This window comes from Pilimelia columellifera subsp. columellifera (genome assembly GCF_039532605.1).
GTDB classification, from domain to species: Bacteria; Actinomycetota; Actinomycetes; order Mycobacteriales; family Micromonosporaceae; genus Pilimelia; species Pilimelia columellifera.
This window is the reverse complement of sequence record NZ_BAAARY010000002.1, coordinates 254,055-270,835: the sequence shown is the minus strand read 5'-3', so window position 1 is coordinate 270,835 and position 16,781 is coordinate 254,055. Positions and strand designations below refer to the sequence as shown.

At 70.3% G+C, this 16,781-nt stretch carries 13 protein-coding genes; 12 read left to right on the top strand and 1 reads right to left on the bottom strand.

Annotation, left to right across the window (positions count from 1 at the left end; translation table 11 throughout):
- The first annotated feature begins 1 nt into the window (after nt 1).
- Together ABD287_RS04205 and ABD287_RS04200 are read left to right on the top strand one after the other, a co-directional pair.
- Entirely contained in the window at nt 2-637 is a 636-nt protein-coding gene (locus tag ABD287_RS04205) for a hypothetical protein (RefSeq protein ID WP_344168461.1), read from the top strand.
- Nucleotides 638-654: 17 nt separating this feature from the next.
- On the top strand, nt 655-1,920 hold the full coding sequence (locus ABD287_RS04200) for a deoxyguanosinetriphosphate triphosphohydrolase (protein WP_344168459.1): 1,266 nt from the start codon (nt 655-657) through the stop codon (nt 1,918-1,920).
- 481 nt (nt 1,921-2,401) lie between these two features.
- On the opposite strand, the gene ABD287_RS04195 is transcribed toward ABD287_RS04200, so the two are convergent.
- Complete coding sequence (locus tag ABD287_RS04195) at nt 2,402-4,648, bottom strand: hypothetical protein (protein ID WP_344168457.1); 2,247 nt, start codon at nt 4,646-4,648, stop codon at nt 2,402-2,404.
- A gap of 191 nt (nt 4,649-4,839) precedes the next feature.
- Here ABD287_RS04195 and ABD287_RS04190 point away from each other — a divergent pair, with 191 nt between their 5' ends.
- The 10 genes from ABD287_RS04190 (at nt 4,840) to ABD287_RS04145 (ending at nt 16,780) form a co-directional block, all read left to right on the top strand.
- Nucleotides 4,840-6,102, top strand: coding sequence for a hypothetical protein (locus ABD287_RS04190; protein ID WP_344168455.1), 1,263 nt, complete (start codon nt 4,840-4,842; stop codon nt 6,100-6,102).
- Between the two features lie 113 nt (nt 6,103-6,215).
- Nucleotides 6,216-9,968, top strand: a complete 3,753-nt coding sequence (locus ABD287_RS04185) for an RNase A-like domain-containing protein (RefSeq protein ID WP_344168454.1) — start codon at nt 6,216-6,218, stop codon at nt 9,966-9,968.
- A 34-nt stretch (nt 9,969-10,002) separates the two neighbouring features.
- Entirely contained in the window at nt 10,003-10,356 is a 354-nt protein-coding gene (locus ABD287_RS04180) for a contact-dependent growth inhibition system immunity protein (protein ID WP_344168453.1), read from the top strand.
- A 185-nt stretch (nt 10,357-10,541) separates the two neighbouring features.
- Nucleotides 10,542-12,401, top strand: coding sequence for a DNA primase (gene dnaG, locus ABD287_RS04175; RefSeq protein ID WP_344168451.1), 1,860 nt, complete (start codon nt 10,542-10,544; stop codon nt 12,399-12,401).
- Nucleotides 12,401-12,922, top strand: a complete 522-nt coding sequence (locus ABD287_RS04170; protein ID WP_344168448.1) for a hypothetical protein — start codon at nt 12,401-12,403, stop codon at nt 12,920-12,922. The genes dnaG and ABD287_RS04170 overlap by 1 nt, the downstream gene beginning before the upstream one ends.
- A gap of 134 nt (nt 12,923-13,056) precedes the next feature.
- Entirely contained in the window at nt 13,057-13,968 is a 912-nt protein-coding gene (locus ABD287_RS04165; protein ID WP_344168592.1) for an ABC transporter ATP-binding protein, read from the top strand.
- On the top strand, nt 13,968-14,726 hold the full coding sequence (locus ABD287_RS04160) for an ABC transporter permease (RefSeq protein WP_344168445.1): 759 nt from the start codon (nt 13,968-13,970) through the stop codon (nt 14,724-14,726). Before ABD287_RS04165 ends, ABD287_RS04160 begins: the two co-directional genes overlap by 1 nt.
- Nucleotides 14,727-14,766: 40 nt before the next feature.
- Nucleotides 14,767-15,570 (top strand): ABC transporter permease, encoded by an 804-nt coding sequence (locus ABD287_RS04155; protein WP_344168443.1) that lies wholly within the window; start codon nt 14,767-14,769, stop codon nt 15,568-15,570.
- A 149-nt stretch (nt 15,571-15,719) separates the two neighbouring features.
- Nucleotides 15,720-16,310, top strand: a complete 591-nt coding sequence (locus ABD287_RS04150; RefSeq protein WP_344168440.1) for an RNA polymerase sigma factor — start codon at nt 15,720-15,722, stop codon at nt 16,308-16,310.
- Nucleotides 16,307-16,780 carry a hypothetical protein gene (locus ABD287_RS04145; RefSeq protein ID WP_344168437.1) on the top strand — a complete coding sequence of 158 codons (474 nt, stop codon included), beginning with the start codon at nt 16,307-16,309 and terminating at the stop codon, nt 16,778-16,780. The genes ABD287_RS04150 and ABD287_RS04145 overlap by 4 nt, the downstream gene beginning before the upstream one ends.
- The last annotated feature ends 1 nt before the right edge of the window (nt 16,781 follow it).

Sequence of the window (16,781 nt, the reverse complement as noted above, 5' to 3'; positions counted from 1 at the left end):
GATGCCGACGACAGTGACCCGACGAGCGGGGCCAACGGCAGCCGCGGCGGCCGGGGCCATGGCGCTCGTCGCCGCCCTGGCCTCGGCGGCCCACGGGGCGCCGGCGCCTCCACCGGCTGACGGCGCGCTGATCAACGGTGTCCAGTCGATCCAGGGCAACGGCTGTGACCTACGACATACCACCATGATCCTGGGAACCCCGGCGGCGTTCGGGGCGACATTCGACCGCTTCGTCGTCCGCGACGACGGCCCGTCCGCCACCCGCAGCAGGGTCTGCGAGATCCGCCTCGATGTCGGCAACGGCGGACGGTTCGGCCAGCAGGTCACGTTCAACAACCTGCTACGCGGCCGCGCGACCGTCCCCGCCGGCGCCAGCGCGGTGGTGACCGTCCAAGCTGGTCTCGCCGGCGTCAAGCCCAGCCAGACCAGCCTGTCGTTGCGCCCGGGACCGGACCGCTCCTGGCGGACCACCGTCGTGACCAGACACCGGATCCCCGCCGGCGCCGACCGGGTCTACGTTCTACGGTTGACCACCACCGTCCGCGGCGCCAAGGCCACCCTGAGCGTGCGCCAGATCGACACTACCGGCGGCCCGACGCCGACGACCCGAGCCAGCCGGGCCCCTCTCCCGGCCTAGCCCGATACGCTTCCCCGGTGAGCGACGCGGCGCCCGACGAACGGTGGTCCCCTGAGCCGGCGAAGGAGACCGGCCAGGACCGGTCGCCGTTCGAACGTGACCGGGCCAGGGTCCTGCACTGCGCCGCGTTCCGGCGCCTGGCCACCAAGACCCAGGTGCACACCGCCGGCAGCGGCCCCGCCCACCCCGGCCCGGGCGGCAGCGGCGACTTCCTGCGCACCCGGCTCACCCACTCGCTGGAAGTCGCCCAGATCGCCCGGCAGACCGGCGAGAGCCTGGGCTGCGACCCCGACGTCGTCGACGTCGCCGGCCTGGCGCACGACCTGGGCCACCCCCCGTTCGGTCACAACGGCGAGGACGCGCTCAACGTCGTCGCCGCCGGCTGCGGAGGATTCGAGGGCAACGCGCAGACACTGCGGGTCCTGGTGCGGTTGGAGGCCAAAGTGCTCCGGCCGGACGACCGCTCGGCCGGCCTGAACCTCACCCGGGCATCCCTCGACGCGGTGTGCAAGTACCCGTGGCCGCGTCGCGCCGGCCAACGCAAGTTCGGGGTCTACGCCGACGACCTTGAGATCTTCGGTTGGCTACGCGCCGCCGCTCCCGTCGACGACCCGGACCGACGTTGCCTCGAGGCGCAGGTGATGGACTGGTCCGACGACGTCGCCTACTCGGTCCACGATGTCGAGGACGGCATCTACGGCGACCACGTCCCGGTCGCGCTGCTGTTGGCCGACGCCGACGAGCGCGCGCAGCTGTGCGCGGACGTAGCCCGGGTCCACTCGGACGAGCCGCTGGATTACCTGTCCGAGCAACTGACGGCGCTGCTGGCCGACCCGGTCCTGGCGGCGCTCGCCGGCTACGACCGCAGCCACCGCGCCCAGGTGGCGCTCAAGTGGGCCACCAGCGTACTCACCGGCCGGTTCAGCGCCGCCGCGGTCCTGGCCACCCGGGAGCGCTACGGCGCCGGCCCGCTGCGCCACTACGACGCCGACCTCATTGTCCCCCGGCAGGTCCGCGCGCAGGTGGCGCTACTCAAGGGCCTGGCGTTGCGGTACGTGCTGCGGCGGCGCGGCGCCGAGCCCGGCTACCAGCGGCAGCGGGAGATCCTCATCGAGCTGACCCACGCGCTGACGCTGCGCGCCCCGGCCGGTCTGGATCCGGTCTTCGCGCCGCTGTGGCGGGCTGCGCCCGACGACGCGGCCCGCCTACGGGTGGTGGTCGACCAGGTGGCGTCGCTGACCGACCCGGCCGCCGTCGCCTGGCACCACCACCTGGCCAGCTGATCACTGCCGGCAGCGCACACCCGGCGGCCGAACGCGCAGCAAGTCGCGGAAGCGGTAGCGGCCCATCGCCGGCGACTCCAGCACGTCCTCGGTGTCGAACGGATCCCGACGCAGTATCGCCGCTACGGCCGCCACCGGCACGTACTGAGAGACGGGTTGGGGCGCCACAATCGTTCTGAGGCGCGACCAATCGCGCGGCCGGGGAGGAGCTTGGGTCCGGGACGAGGACGTCGCGCTGGTCCGTGAATGCCACCGATGTCGATGTGACTTCGAGCTGGTCACGTCGACGGCCATCGGCGGCGGATCTCAAGGGCTAGCCCCGCCAAGCGGGCGTAGCGGCAGGCCGGCCCTGCGTTGTTGGCCTGCGGCTCAACCGTTGTCCGTGCTGGTCCGGCCGGTGCCTCAGCGGCGGCCACTCACCGGCCGAGCGCGTTGCGGGGGTCGGCGCGAACGCGCCGACCCCCGCAAGAACACTGGACCATCAGCGCGTCAACGCCGCCTTGTCCCACGCCCAGGCTGTGGCCGACCACGGGTTGCGTGGCGCCTCGAAGCCGTCGCCCTTGGCGCGGAAGACCCACAACTTGGTGGTCTTGTCGTTGTAGCGGTACAGGCTGACGAGGTCGTCCCGACCGTCGCCGTTGGTATCAGCGACCGCCAGCTTGTTGACGTTGGCGGTCCAGGTGGTGCTGTTCCATTTCTTGCTCACCGTGACGGCGCCGTTGAGCTTGTCGAAGCTCCACAGCTCCGTCTTGGAGCCACCCTCGCTACGCATCACGGCGATTTCGCTGGCGCCGTCACGGTCGAAGTCGCCGGCCACCGGCATCCGGAGGTCGGCCTTGGCCCAGTCGGTTGCCTTGCCGCTCCAGATCTCCTTGGGCTTGGCGATGCCGTTGGCCGTTGACGGCATGAGGAACAGCTTGGTCTTGTCCGCCTCGAAGACCACCGAGACGACATCGGCCTTCTTGTCGCCGGTCACCTCACCGACCACCGGCCAGCTGCTGAGCATCGGCGTATCGGTGGCGTGCTCGCTGAGGGTGACGCCGGCGGCGATCGCCTTGAATGTGAGGAACTTCGGCTTGTTGTCAGGCGACCGGCCGAACGCGCCGAAGTCGGTGCGCCCGTCGCCGTCGAAGTCGCCGGCCATCGGGAAGCCAATCTGGTAGCCGGTGGGCTTGGCGCCGGCGGTAGCCGTCTTGGGTGTGGTCTCCCAGACCTTGCGCGGCTTCGCCTTGCCCGAGTCGATGTCCTCGAACAGGTAGACCCGGTAGTGCAGGTCCTTCATCTTGTAGAGCGCGATCGCGTCCCGCTTGCCGTCGGCGTTGACGTCGCCGGTGACCATCTGGGTGCGGTTGAACGCCCAGCCCGACGGGGTCGTCCAGACCTTCTTCACCGCGCCCTTCTGCTGGCCGATCTTGCTGAACGTCCACAACGCGATGGAGTTCGTGCCCTTCGCGCTGTGGTCGTAGACTGCCGCGATGTCGCTGTCGCCCTCGCCGATGCTCTGGTACGAGTGGTAGAAAGCCTTCAGCTCGCCCAGCTTCTTCGCGGTGGCCAGCACCTTGTTCGCGGCTCGGGCCCGGTTCTTGAAGCCGTCACGCTCAGCTTCGTCGCGGATTTTGGCGACAGTGGCTTTCCAGTTCTCGAAGTCCAACTTCGCCAGGCGTTCCCGGTCCTCTTGTTTGGCGGCGTGGATGCCCTTGTCGATGAACTCGCGCCAGACCGCCTCGTCGCCGTCGGAGAGCAGCGTCTCGATGCGGTCGGAGGTGATGACGAACGCTTTGGGGTCCATCTTGTCGCGCAGCGTGCGCAGGAAGTCGTATCCGCTGATGTTCTCCCAGCTGGGAGCGCAGCCGACCACGACAGCGTTGCACGCTGACTCGCGGGCCGCCCACCGCAGCGCCTTCTCCCTAGCCTCCTTGTCGGCGGCGAGATCCTCGTTGATGATCCGTGTGGTGTCCGCGTCGAAGGCGGCGGCCAGGCCGGTGGACAGGTACGTCACCCGGTCGTCTGCCGTTCCATCCAGCGACGTCGTCGCGTCGTTGATCGTCTTCGTGAAGCGCGGCTTTTCCCGGCGTAGGTAGCCCCAAAGCTCAAAGATGAAGTCGCGATCGCTCTGGGCCAGCGTCATGGCCTGTTGTTCCTCGGTCGTCCCGAGGCTCATCTTGACCTTGGATGCCGCCTGCTGACGCCGCTCGCGCGCGATCCGCGCCAGCTCGCTGGCTTCCTTCTCGTTGCGGATGTCCCGGTCGTTGGCCTTGAAGATCTTGTCCCGGATGAAGGAGGCGCAGGCATCGCAGAGTCGACTCTTGGGGTCGTAGCCGTCCATGGCGATTTCAGCCTCGGCCCGGACCTCGGAGTTGGGCTTGGCCTTCTTCCAGACCGCCCAGGTGAAGTCGCGGTCTGGCAGCAGCAGCAACTCGTCGTCGTCGCTCGGAAGGCCGACGATGATCGCTGCCTTCGCTTTTTCTTGCATGCTGGTCATCGGGTCGAGGTCGGGAGTGGTCGGATCCTCGGACGGGCCGTCCGGATCTTCGCCTCCGGGGTCGCCGGGAGCGCCGGGGACATCGGGGTCGTTGCCGTCGCCGGGGTCGGGCAGCGCCGGGTCGGCCGGGTCGGAGTCGACGGCGAAGTGGGACGCAGGGCCGTCCGGCACGGCGACCGCCGCGCCGGGCACGACACCGGTGAGTGCCGCAGCGGCCGCCGATACGGCGACCAGCTTTCGGGCCATCCCCGCTGTTGTCTTCCTCACAGTGATCCTCCCGCGGGCCGCCCGGACGGTGGGTCAGACGGCAGTCGATTGACCGGCACCAGCGTTCTGGAGCCGACGATCCGGAATGTAGTGACGGGGAGGCGGCGACGACAAGCTTCAGCAATGTCGTTTAACCGACACTTGGTCGACCATCGACTGCCATCACTGTCATGACCTGCCGTTTAGCAGATCATGGCAATCTCCGGCCAGATTTGTCCGACTGTCGCGACGGCAGTGTCTCGTGCTGTTATGCCCACCTGGAGTTCACGGGGGCCCAACGGATCGCGGGCGGCCCAGACGCACCTGACCTGGGAGGTTTCGTGATTCGCCATGCACTTCGCGCGACGATCGCCTTGGGGCTGACAGCCGCTGTTTTCGGTACTGTCTCCGCCGCGGCTGCTGCGCCGGGATCGCCGGCAGCGTCCGAACGATCCAGTCTGGGCGCCTTCAAGCCTGCCGCGCTGTCGGACCATGACGCAGCTCTGGTCCGCTTCATCGCCTTCAAGGACCCCTACCCTCTCGTGCGCCGGACCGCGTACCACGCCTTCGCCTACGACAGCCCCACCGTGCCGCTCGTCAGGCGCTTTATCGACAAAGACTTCTCCCTGGCGCTCGAGCAGGCGCAGGCGACCGAGCAGCGGGATGAGGCGTTTATCGACCAGATCCTGCGGATGCACGACGATGCCACGTCGCCGCATGTCATGACAGAGGCGCGGCGCGCCCGCGCGTCCAGCCTTCCCGATGTCAAGGCGCGGTTCGTCGCCGACGGTTACGCCAAGGCGCGCCTCGCGGACCGCCGTATCAGGGAGTCGGAAGGTAAGCACGTGGCTGCGTTGAAGAAGTTCGACCGCGACTACGTGCTCATGCTGAGCGACAGGGCGCCTGGCAAGCAGGTCAAGATCTCAGCCGCCTGGGCCACCCGGGTGGGGTCCACTGACGCCGACATCGTCGAGTTCTACGCCTTCACCTGGGCGTCGGCCTCCAGAATGGATCTGGACCAGCATCGGATCGACTACTTCCACCGCGAGATGGCCTGGCGTAGATCTATCGCCGCGCTCGCCGATGAGGCCCTGGTCGCGCAGCGCAAAGCCGAGAACGCCTCCGCTGAGACCGAGCACGCGCTGCGGCAGGCCGCCGTCGACGCATGGGGGGCGGTGGCGGGCCAGACGACCCCGGCCCGGGTGGCATGGGTGGACGCCAGGAAGGTCGCCGAGGAGCAGGCGGCTCTGTGGGCGACGGTGCTCGCCGATGCGAAGCGCTTCGGTGGCCCGAACTGGGGCGCCGTCACCGACCCTGCCACGAAGTCTGTCGAGGAGTGGGACGAAGAGATCACCGCCGCAAACGAGCGAGCCGCCTACTGGAACGGGGTGCTGCGCCAGGCCCAGGCGGCCGCGGACGCCGTTCGCCCCAAGGCCCCGCGTTCCGCTGGCTGACCTGCGATTCGCCCTACCCGGCAGTCATGGAGCACGTCCATGCGCCGACTGCATCCAGGCCACCGGCCGCAACCCGGTGACCCATCAACGAGACCTGAGAGGAAGGCGCGGTCATGAACGCGCGTAGCTGGTTCGTGGGGGTGTTGACGGCGGTGGTCCTCGCGCCGCTCGCCCCGGTGGTCGCCCACGCGGCGCCCAAAGCCGACGGCGGCTCGCCGACCCTGGCGCAACAGGCGCTGGCGTCGTTGCGGGAGCAGGAGCAGCAACGACCACGATGGCAGGGCCGCGCCAACGGGGACAACACCCCGCAGGCCGTCGCCCGCCGGACGGTCATGAACATCGCCGAGACGACTGAGGACCCGGAGATCCGGGAAGCCGCCGAGGCGGCGCTGGCCGGCGGACATCCAGCCATCATGGAGTTCATCTCCAGCGGGCACGCCGCGGCGGAGAAGGCCGCGAAGGCCCGCAAAAGCAAGGCTGATCACGACAACATCGCGGCGATTGGCAAACTGGGCGTCGGCGGCCCTTGGTTCAACGCCGAGGTCGAGCGGGTGTTGAAAGGAACACCGGAGGACCGGGTCGCGTTCCTGTCGTACGGATCGAAGCTCGCGGCCGCTGTCGACGAGCGTGAGCGCGGCTGGTCGGCTGCCCGGGCGGCCCAACTTCGGTCCCGCGTCCAAGCGTTGACCACAGCAGGCGGCGTCAACGTGGCCAAGGCCGCCAACAACGCGCTGGCCAAGGGTGACGCCGCGATCCTGGAGTTCTTCACCAGCGACGCCTACATCAAGGCAGCCAAGGCCGATACCGACGCGTACGAGGCCAAGCTGAAGGCCGACGAGGCGGCCTTAGCGGCGACCCAGGAGCTTATCGAGCTCGCTCGGCGGGCGGGGGAGGCTGCCGAGGCGCGAACCCAGATCATCAAAGCCAATGGCGAGGCGGTGCTCCAACTCCAGACCGCCGCGAACGCGATGAACCTGGCGGCGGACCACGCCCGACAGGGCGAGCGGGTCATCACCGGACCGAGCACTGTGGCCCAGAAGTCGCAGGAGCTCGGAAAGCTCAAGCCGCTCATCGCCAACCAGGTGGATGCCGCGCACAGTGCCGCGGTGCTGGCCGAGTCCGCCGCACGGACCGCTGGCACGCATGCAGACCGGCTAGTCAAGATCGATATGCCGTACGGCGCCCAGTGGCGAAACCTGGCCGAGAGCATGAGCCAGGCCGCCGCCGCGGCGTCTGGCGCCACCCAGACCGCGGCGCACACCATCGACGCCACGATCGCGGCGAACAAGGCCACCGGTCACGCCGACCAAGCGGAGGCGCACAAGGCCAAAGCTGAAAAGTTCCTGCTCCAGGCGCAGAAGCACGCGAAGGCGGCCGAGGCCCTCGCCCGGGCAGCGAAGATCGAGGCAGATGCGGCCGAGAACGCCGCCGACCGCGCGCACGACGCCCGTCTGCTGGCCGAGAAGGCCGAGGCTGAGGCAGAGGCTGCGGCCGACCGGGCACACCAGAAGCGTCTCCTCGCCGAGCAGGAGCGCGACAACGCCGCGCGCTGGCGGGGCGTCGCCGAGTCGGAACGGGCGAAGGCTGCCGGCGCCTACCAGACAGCGCAGCGTAACGCCACCATCGCCAGCGGCGCTCGCGCCGAAGCCGTCCGGCTGGCCGGCGACGCGACCCGGGCTCGCGAGCGGGCCGAGGGTGTTGAGGAGCGCGCCAGCGAGGTTCGCGACCGCGCTGAGGAGCATGAGGCAGCCAGCGCCCGGGCGCGTGACAACGCGGTGCGTGCTGAGCGGGCCAAGCGGGCCGCCGACGCCCGTAAGGCCGCCATTGAGGCCGCTGCGAGGCAAGCTGAGACTCAAGCCGACAGGGACGAGGCGCTGGCGCTGCTCCCGCAGGCGAACCAGGCCGCTGGCGACGCGACCGCCGCCGCAAGCGGCGCCCGGGGCGCGGCCAACACCGCCACCGGCGCCGCCGCCGGCGCCCGAGCCGCCGCGACCGAAGCTCAGCGTGCCGCCGGCCGCGCCTGGCACGCCGCCGGGCAGGCTCAGGCGGCGGCCGGTCGGGCCGACGCAGCGGCAAGCGCCGCCGAGCGGGAGGCCCAGGTCGCTCACGCTGCAGCACTGCGCGCCGACGCCGCCGCGGCGACCGCCACCCATCAGGAGATCGAGGCCCGGGACCGGGCCGCCAACGCACAACGGCTTGCCGAGCAGGCGCGCAACGAGGCCATCCAGGCGCTGTGGGCAGCACAACGCGTGCGGGCCGAGGCCGACGCGGCCGCTCGGGAGTCCGTTTCGGCATCCGAGCAGGCGGAGAACGCGGTGCGCAGCGCGGGCGCGGCCCGGCAGGCCGCCTCGGCGCTGGCGCAGCCGGCGAGCACCGCGATCGTCCTGGCTGCCCCGTTCCTCGGCGAGGACCTCGCCGCCGATTTCGCCACCCAGGTGGCCAAGCTCGCGCTGAGCATCGGCGCGGAGCAGGCGACGCAGGCCGAGAACAGGGCCAACGAGGCCAACGCGGCCGCGGCGCGCGCCAGCCAGGCCGCGGAAGAAGCTGCGGACCTGGTGCGACCGGCTTTCCAGGCCGCGGCTGACGCAGCCAAGAGCGCCGCCGTAGCGGCGAAGGAGGCGGCGCGGGCTCGTAAGGCGGCAGCACGGGCAGCCAAGGAAGGGGCGCTGGCCCGCGAGGCTGCCGCCCGGGCGCACCAGCACGACCAGCGGGCCCAACAGGAGGCCAGCGCCGCACGTGCCGCTGCCAACCAGGCAGCCAGCGACGCCGCCATCGCCGGCCAGGCCGCCAGCGCTGCGCAGGGCTACGCGGACCGGGCCAACGCTGCCGCGAACCGGGCCGAACTCGACGCTGCGGCAGCTCAGAAGGCGGCGACGGCCGCCGAGAAGGAGGCCAAGCGGGCTCAGGACTCGGCCGCGCGGACGCAGAAATCGGTCGACGCCGTCGTCAAGTACGCCGAGAAGGCGCAGGCCAACGCGGACGAGGCGGAGAAGGCTGCCGAGCGCGCCGAGGACGCAGAGCGCGAAGCGGCGGCCAAGAATATAGACGCCCCGCCGGTGCAACTTTCTGCCGCCGAGGAGGCCGAGCTCAGGGACGTCCTCGGCGAGGAGGCCTACCAGGCGTATCTGGCGGCCAGAAATCTCAGCCTCAACGGCATCAAGCAGTACTTCGAGGACAACTGGAAGACGATCCTCGCAGGCATCGTTGGCTGGGACGACATCAAGGACTGCTTCGTCAAGGGCGACTTCGTCGCCTGCCTGTGGACGGTTGCCAGCATCCTGCCGATCGGCAAGGGACTCAAGCTACTCAAGACGCTCGGCGAGCTCATTCCGGGGCTCATCAAGCACTACGATAAGATCAAGGACGCCAAAAAGGCCCTCGACGATGTTGTCGATCGCTTCCGGGGCGTCAAGGGCTGCAAGAAGAAGCCGCGCGCTTTGGTCGCAGCAGCACGTAGCGACGATCCGGCAGATATCTGCGGGATCCCAGGCGGGGGCCTGAACGCTCATGAGGGCGTGGGCGGTGGTCACGTTCTCGCCAAGCACTCAGGCAAGAGCGACGATTGGCTGCGGGATCGGCTGGCGAAGGAAAAGAAGAAGCCGATGGTGTCCACCTTCACCGACCAGGCATCCGCGGAGAAGGCCATCACGCTGGCGCTTCAGCAGCAGCGCAAGAAGTTGGCAGCGTTCCTCAACAAGCCGGCCCAGCAGACGACCAGGATCACTGCTACTGGTATCTCGGGCTATGGTCGGGTTCTGGAGCGCGGCGCCAGTCAGACCCGGCCCGGATCCACGGTGATCGTCGAGATCGCCCGGGATCCGAATTTTCCGGGCAGCTATCGGATCAATACCGCATATCTTTCCTAGTGCCCCGCCAGCGCAACATCGAAAAGAGATTGACATGGACGAAGATCGACTCGAGGAGTTAAAAGACTTCATCGGCGTCAATTTCGGCGAGGACTGGGACATGAACGGCGACACCGATGACGCCGTAATCGAGGCGGCTATCAGGTTGTACATGGATTCGCCGTACGGGCTTGAGGGCTTGTATCCGGTCGTCCCGGAAATTGACCTGTGGTTCAGCGCCGATCCGAATGACGAGACGACGCGTCGCTTCCTGCGGGACGAGGTGCGGTCCTACTACGACCCTGAGGACTGGGGTCAACGGAGCAACGAGTGGCTTCGCAAGGTCCGTGATCGGCTCGTTGTGGGGTTCGCGGAGGACCGTAGACGCCGAGGTCTCCCTTCTGCCTAGTCGCTCGTGATCATGACAGCCCGGCCCCGCCGGCGCCTGCCCCGGCCTTCGCCGGGCGTGGCCGCCGACGGGGCCGGACTGCGACGGTGGCCCACTGGCTGGCGGTCGTGCGGGGCACGGTGGGGTGGCGTGTGTGGTCGGGGCGCCGCCAGGCAGGATGGCACCCGACGGCGAAAGGGGCCACGATGGCGGGGCGGATCCGGGACGAGGACATCGCGTTGGTCCGCGAACGCACCAACATCGTCGACGTGATCTCCGAGCAGGTGACGCTCAAGTCCGCCGGCGGGGGCAACCTCAAGGGCCTGTGCCCGTTCCACGACGAGAAAACCCCATCATTCACCGTTGCCCCTGGTCGAAATGTCTATTTCTGCCATGGCTGCGGGGTCGGTGGCGACGCGATCCGGTTCGTCATGGACGTCGACCACCTGTCGTTCGTCGAGTCGGTCGAACGGCTGGCCGCGCAGGCCAACATCCAGCTGCGCTACGTCGAGGGCAGCGCCGCCCCGGTCCGTCAGGGCCAGGGCCAGCGGCAACGCCTGGTCGCCGCGCACGCCGCCGCCGCCGAGTTCTACGCCGAGCAGCTGATCAGCCCCGGCGCCAGGATCGCCCGCGAGTTCCTGGCCAAGCGGGGCTTCGGCCGCGAGGACGCCGCCGCGTACGGCTGCGGGTTCGCCCCCGACAGCTGGGACGCCCTCACCAAACACCTGCGCGCCCGCGGCTTCACCAGCGACGAGCTGAACACCGCCGGCCTGGCCAAACCGGCCCGCTCGGGATCGTTCATCGACCGGTTCCGCCGCCGCCTGGTGTGGCCGATCCGGGAGCTGTCCGGCGACGTCATCGGCTTCGGCGCCCGCAAACTGTTCGACGACGATGACGGCCCCAAGTACCTCAACACCCCCGAGACCCCCATCTACAAGAAGTCGACCGTCCTCTACGGGGTAGACAAGGCCAAGCGGGAGATCGCCAAGCGCGGCCAGGCCGTCATCGTCGAGGGGTACACCGATGTCATGGCCTGCCACCTGGCCGGCGTCACGACGGCGGTGGCCACCTGCGGCACGTCGTTCGGCGCCGAGCACATCGGCGTGCTGCGCCGCCTGCTCATGGACAGCGACGACGTCGCCGGTGAGATCATCTACACCTTCGACGGCGACGCCGCCGGTCAGAAGGCCGCGCTGCGGGCGTTCGACTCGGACCAGAAGTTCGTCGGCCGGACGTTCATCGCGATCAGCCCAGACGGCATGGACCCGTGCGAGCTGCGCCTGGCCCGTGGCGACCTGGCCGTCCGGGATCTCATCGCCAGCCGCGAGCCGTTGGTCGACTTCGCCCTCAGACAGACCCTGGCCCGCTACGACCTGGACACCGTCGACGGGCGGGTCGAGGCGATGCGCCGGGCCGCGCCGTTGGTAGCTCAGCTCAAGGACCGGGAGAAGCGACCCGAGTACGTCCGCAAACTCGCCGGCGACCTGGGCATGGACCTGGAGCCGGTGCAACGGGCCGTCGCGGAGGCGGTCCGTGGGGCGGCGTCGGCGCCGGCCCAGCAGCGCCGGTCGTCCCCGGCGCCGGACAGCCCGCAGGCGTTGGTGGAACGGGAGGCCCTGAAACTGGCCCTTCAGGTTCCGGTGCTGGCCGGACCGATGTTCGACGCGGTCGGCGCCGACAGCTACCGGCACCCGGTGAGCATCGCGGTCCGGCAGGCGGTGGCCGACGCCGGCGGCACGGCCAGCGCCACGGCGGCCGCCGGCGGCGCCGGCTGGCTGCACCAGGTCCGGGACCACTGCCCGGACCTGGCCGGGCAGGCGCTCGCCATCGAGCTTGCGGTGGAGCCGCTGCGGGTCGACGGCGAACCGGACCCGTACTACGTTGCGGTCACCCTGGCGCAGTTGCAGCTGGGCGCCGTGTCGGGGCGGATCCGGGAGTTGAAGTCGAAGGTGCAGCGGATCAACCCGGTCGCGCACAAGGACGAGTACCTCTCGCTGGCCGGGGAGCTGTTCTCGTTGGAGCAGCACGCCCGCGCTCTGCGGGAGCAGGCGGTGGGAGGTCTGTGATGGCGTTCTGGAACCGTGACCGACTGCCGGCCGGGCGCCGCCCGGACCTGGACCGGGACGAGCGGGTGGCGCGGTGGGCGCTGGTTGGCGACGTGGCGGTGGTGGCCACGAACCGCGGCCTGTGGCTGCCGGGACGCCCCCGGCTGGGCTGGCACGAGATCAACAAGGCCACCTGGTCCGGCCGGGAGCTGACGGTGGTGGCAGCCGAGGCGATCCAGGAGCGCGACGGATACCAGGTCGTGGTCGACCTGCCCGCGATCTCGCTGCTGATCGACAGCCCGGGGGACCTGCCCGACGAGGTGCGGGCCCGGGTCACCGGTTCGGTCGGCCCAACCCAGCACTACGCCGGCCCGGACAACGGGCCCGGATTGCGGGTGGCGGCCCGCCGGGTCGCCGGCCGTGACGGTCTCACCTGGACGGTCCGCTACGACGAGGGCGTCGATCCGGACGGCCCCGGGGTGCGCGTCGCGACTGACGATCTGGTCGCCGCCGCACGGGCCGGGGTCCTCGACAAACCCTGACCGGCGGTGTCGGCCCCCGGGCTGACCGGCTGGTCGGGGTGGGTTCCGGAAACCGTTCGCGACTTTCGGTGGCGGGCGTTAGGGTCCCGGCCGTGGCTGACAACGCGACCGCGGCGGGTCCTGACGCCGACCTGATGATTCATGCGCGGGGGCTGGTCAAGCGCTACGGGAGCTTCACCGCCGTCGCCGGGATCGACCTCGACGTGCCTCGGGGCGAGGCGTTCGGGTTCCTCGGCCCCAACGGCGCCGGCAAGTCGTCGACGATGCGTATGGTCGGCTGCGTCTCGCCGCCGACCGAGGGCACGCTCCGGCTGGTCGGGAGGGACCCGCGGCGGGACGGGCCGGCGATCCGCGCCCGGCTCGGCGTGTGCTCGCAGAGCGACAACCTCGACGGCGAGTTGACCTTACGGGAAAACCTCACCACCTACGCCCGCTACTTCGGCATCGACCGGCGCTCCGCCCGACGGCGCGCTGACGAGCTGTTGGAGTTCGTCCAGCTCGCTGACCGGGCCGACAGCCGCGTGGAGCCGCTGTCGGGCGGGATGAAGCGACGCCTGGCGATCGCCCGGGCGTTGGTCAACGACCCCGAGGTCGTCCTGCTCGACGAGCCGACCACCGGCCTGGACCCGCAGGCCCGGCACCTGGTCTGGGAGCGGCTGTTCCAGCTCAGGAAGCGCGGCGTCACCCTCGTGCTCACCACCCACTACATGGACGAGGCCGAGCAGCTGTGCGATCGGCTGGTGGTGATGGACGGCGGCCGGATCGTCGCGGAGGGGTCGCCGCGGGCTCTCATCGCCGAGCACTCGACGCGTGAGGTGGTCGAGCTGCGCTTCGCCGACGACCACCGTCCGTACGCCGGCAAGCTCGACGGTGTCGGCGAGCGCCGCGAGGTGCTGCCGGATCGGCTGCTGGTGTACGCCGACGATGGCGACGCCGCGATGGTCGCGGTGCACGCCCGCGGGTTGACGCCCGAGTCGGTGCTGGTGCGCCGCAGCACCCTTGAGGACGTCTTCCTGCACCTCACCGGCCGGACATTGGTGGATTGATGACCACTGCGGTGATCGGGGTGTTCGAGTACCAGTGGGTGGCGTTCCGGCGGGTGTGGCGCAGCAGTGTGACGATGTCGTTCATCCTGCCGCTGTTGACGATCCTCGGGTTCGGGGTGGGCGTCGGCGCGTATGTGCCGAGCGTCGAGGGGCTGCCGTACCTGTCGTTCGTGGTCGCCGGGCTGCTGGCCTCGACGGCGATGCAGACGGCCGTCGGCGACGCGACCTGGCCGGTGCTGGACGCGTTCATCTGGAACCGGCTGCACTACGCGCAGGCCGCGGCGCCGCCGAGCCCGGCCGACATCGCGGTGGGCCGGCTGCTGTACATCGTCAGTCGGGTGATGATTCCGGTGGTGGTGTTCCTGGCGGTGGCGTACGCGTTCGGGGTGCCGCGGTCGGTGTGGGCGTTGGCGTCCGTGCCGGTGTGCGCGGCGCTGGCCTGGGCGACGGTGGGCCCGTGCATGGCGTTGAGCGCCGCCGTCGACTCGGATCTCCAGCTCAACTTGTTGTACCGGCTGGTGGTGCTCCCGATGACGCTGTTCTCCGGGGTGTTCTTCCCGGTGGAGCAGTTGCCGGAGGCGCTGCGCTGGCTGTCGTTCGTGTTTCCGTTGTGGCACGGCGTCGACCTGTGTCGGGTGGCGATGCTGGGCGTCGATCCGTCCTGGCCGGTGTGGGCGCACCTGACGGTCCTGGTCGCCTGGGGTGTGGCGGGGACCTGGGTCATGGTCCGGGTGTTCGCCCGGAGGTTGGTCCAGTGACCGCGGCGGGCGGCGCAGCGGCGAGGGCGGGAGCGGCCACATGGTGACCTCGGCGTTGATCCGGCTCGGCGTGGGCTCGGCCGGGGTGGTCGCGGTGGTGGAGCGGAACTTCGCGGTGTTCCGGCGGGCCCGGTTCCTGGTGTTGCTCTCCGGGGTGGCGGAGCCGATCCTCTACCTGCTGTCGATCGGCGTCGGCGTGGGCGCGCTCATCGGCGACATTCGCCTGGCCGACGGCCGAGCCGTGCCGTACGTGGCGTTCGTGGCGCCGGCGATGCTGGCCTCTGCCGCGATGAGCGGCGCGGTCGCGGAGACCGTCTTCAACTTCTTCGCCAGGATGCGCTACCAGAGGCTGTACGACGCGGTGCTGTCGACTCCGGTGCGTCCGTGGGAGATCGCGCTGGGCGAGCTGGGTTGGGCGACCATCCGCGGGGCGCTGTACTGCGCGGTGTTCCTGGCGCTGATGGTGGGCATGGGTCTGGCATCCTGGGGCGCTGCCGCGCTGGCGCTGCCGGCGACGTTGCTGGTGGGCGTGGTGTTCGGGGCGATGGGGATGGCCGCGTCGACGTTCCTGCGCAGCTGGCAGGACTTCGACCTGGTGATCACCGTCCAGATGGCGTTCTTCCTGTTCTCGGCGACCTTCGTCCCGGTGGAGCGGTTCCCGACCGGGCTGCGTTGGCTGGTGGAGCTGAGCCCGCTGACACAGGGGGTGCGGCTGTTGCGCGGCATCCTGGTCGGCGGGGAGTCGGGTTGGTCGATGGCGCTGGCGGCGTCGGCGCTGGTGGCGTTCGCGGTGGTCTGTTTCGCCGTGGCGGCGAGGCGGATCCGGCGGCTCCTGTGCCCGTGACGGCCGCGGGGTATCACCGGCTGGCCTGGACGCTCCTGGGATCGTGCCGGTGTTCCTCCGGGGGAGGGCCGCCGGGCATACCCTGACGACGTACCTGTCTGACAAATCGGTTTTGTCGCCGACGGCGGACAGGTGTGAGGAGGAGGGTCATGGCCACGACGATCTCGTCCGTCGCCCCGCCCTGGGAGGCCGCCGCCCGGGACTTCGCCGCCTGGCGGGCCGGCGACCAGGCCGCCCTCGACCGGCTGGTGCGCGCGGTGACCCCGGTGCTGTGGCACCTCGCCCGCTCCTACGGGGTGGACCGGGACACCGCCGATGACGTCGTCCAGACCACCTGGCTGTCGCTGGTGCGGGGCGCCGACTCGGTCCGGGACCCGCAGGCGGTGTGGCGCTGGGTCACCGTCACCGCCCGCCGTGAGGCCTGGCGGGCCGCCCGGGCCCGCCAACGTGAGGCCAGCGCCCCCGACGAGGTCCTCGACGTCGCCGGCCCGCCCGCGCCGAGCCCGGAGCCGGCCGTCCTGGCCACCGTCGAGGCCCGCGCCCTCTGGCGCCAGGTGACCCGGCTCGACGACCGCTGCCGTCGCCTGCTGCGCGTCATCGCCTTCGACGACCGCCCGGACTACAGCTCGCTCTCCGCGGAGCTGGGCATGCCGGTCGGGAGCATCGGACCCACCCGGGGACGGTGCCTGGACAAACTTCGTGCCCAACTGGCCGATGATCCAGAGTGGAGCGGACGATGAACGAGGACCGGGCCCTGTTGGACCAGCTCAAGGGCATGTGGGAGGCCACCGACCCGAGCCCGGCCGATCTGGCCGAGCGGGTGCTGTTCACCCTCCAGCTCGAGGACCTTGAGGTCGAGTTGATGAAGCTCACCGACATGCCGGTCCTGGCCGGCGCCCGCGGCGCCGAGGCCACCACGACCATCACCTTCAACTCGCCGACGTTGACCGTCATGCTCACCGTCTCCGGCGACCGCATCGACGACGACGGGCAGCAGTTGCGCCGCGTCGACGGCTGGATCGCCCCCGCCGCCGCGCTGCGGGTGGAGCTGCGCTCGGCGTCCGGCTCGCAACGGACCACCGCTGACGCCGACGGCCGGTTCTCCCTCGACGCCGTGCCTGGCGGACTGGCCCAGCTACGGATCGAGCCGACCGACGGGGCCGCCGTGGCCCTGGGTCGCCCGGTCGTCACCCCCGCGGTCCAGCTCTGAC

Excerpts from the sequence above, each read along its gene's own strand:
- ABD287_RS04185 (WP_344168454.1), top strand. The coding sequence starts at position 6,216 with ATGAACGCGCGTAGCTGGTTCGTGGGGGTGTTGACGGCGGTGGTCCTC.
- ABD287_RS04190 (WP_344168455.1), top strand. The coding sequence starts at position 4,840 with ATGACCTGCCGTTTAGCAGATCATGGCAATCTCCGGCCAGATTTGTCC.
- ABD287_RS04195 (WP_344168457.1), bottom strand. The coding sequence starts at position 4,648 with ATGGCCCGAAAGCTGGTCGCCGTATCGGCGGCCGCTGCGGCACTCACC.
- ABD287_RS04155 (WP_344168443.1), top strand. The coding sequence starts at position 14,767 with ATGGTGACCTCGGCGTTGATCCGGCTCGGCGTGGGCTCGGCCGGGGTG.
- ABD287_RS04160 (WP_344168445.1), top strand. The coding sequence starts at position 13,968 with ATGACCACTGCGGTGATCGGGGTGTTCGAGTACCAGTGGGTGGCGTTC.
- ABD287_RS04150 (WP_344168440.1), top strand. The coding sequence starts at position 15,720 with ATGGCCACGACGATCTCGTCCGTCGCCCCGCCCTGGGAGGCCGCCGCC.
- ABD287_RS04145 (WP_344168437.1), top strand. The coding sequence starts at position 16,307 with ATGAACGAGGACCGGGCCCTGTTGGACCAGCTCAAGGGCATGTGGGAG.
- dnaG (WP_344168451.1), top strand. The coding sequence starts at position 10,542 with ATGGCGGGGCGGATCCGGGACGAGGACATCGCGTTGGTCCGCGAACGC.
- ABD287_RS04205 (WP_344168461.1), top strand. The coding sequence starts at position 2 with ATGCCGACGACAGTGACCCGACGAGCGGGGCCAACGGCAGCCGCGGCG.
- ABD287_RS04170 (WP_344168448.1), top strand. The coding sequence starts at position 12,401 with ATGGCGTTCTGGAACCGTGACCGACTGCCGGCCGGGCGCCGCCCGGAC.
- ABD287_RS04180 (WP_344168453.1), top strand. The coding sequence starts at position 10,003 with ATGGACGAAGATCGACTCGAGGAGTTAAAAGACTTCATCGGCGTCAAT.
- ABD287_RS04165 (WP_344168592.1), top strand. The coding sequence starts at position 13,057 with ATGATTCATGCGCGGGGGCTGGTCAAGCGCTACGGGAGCTTCACCGCC.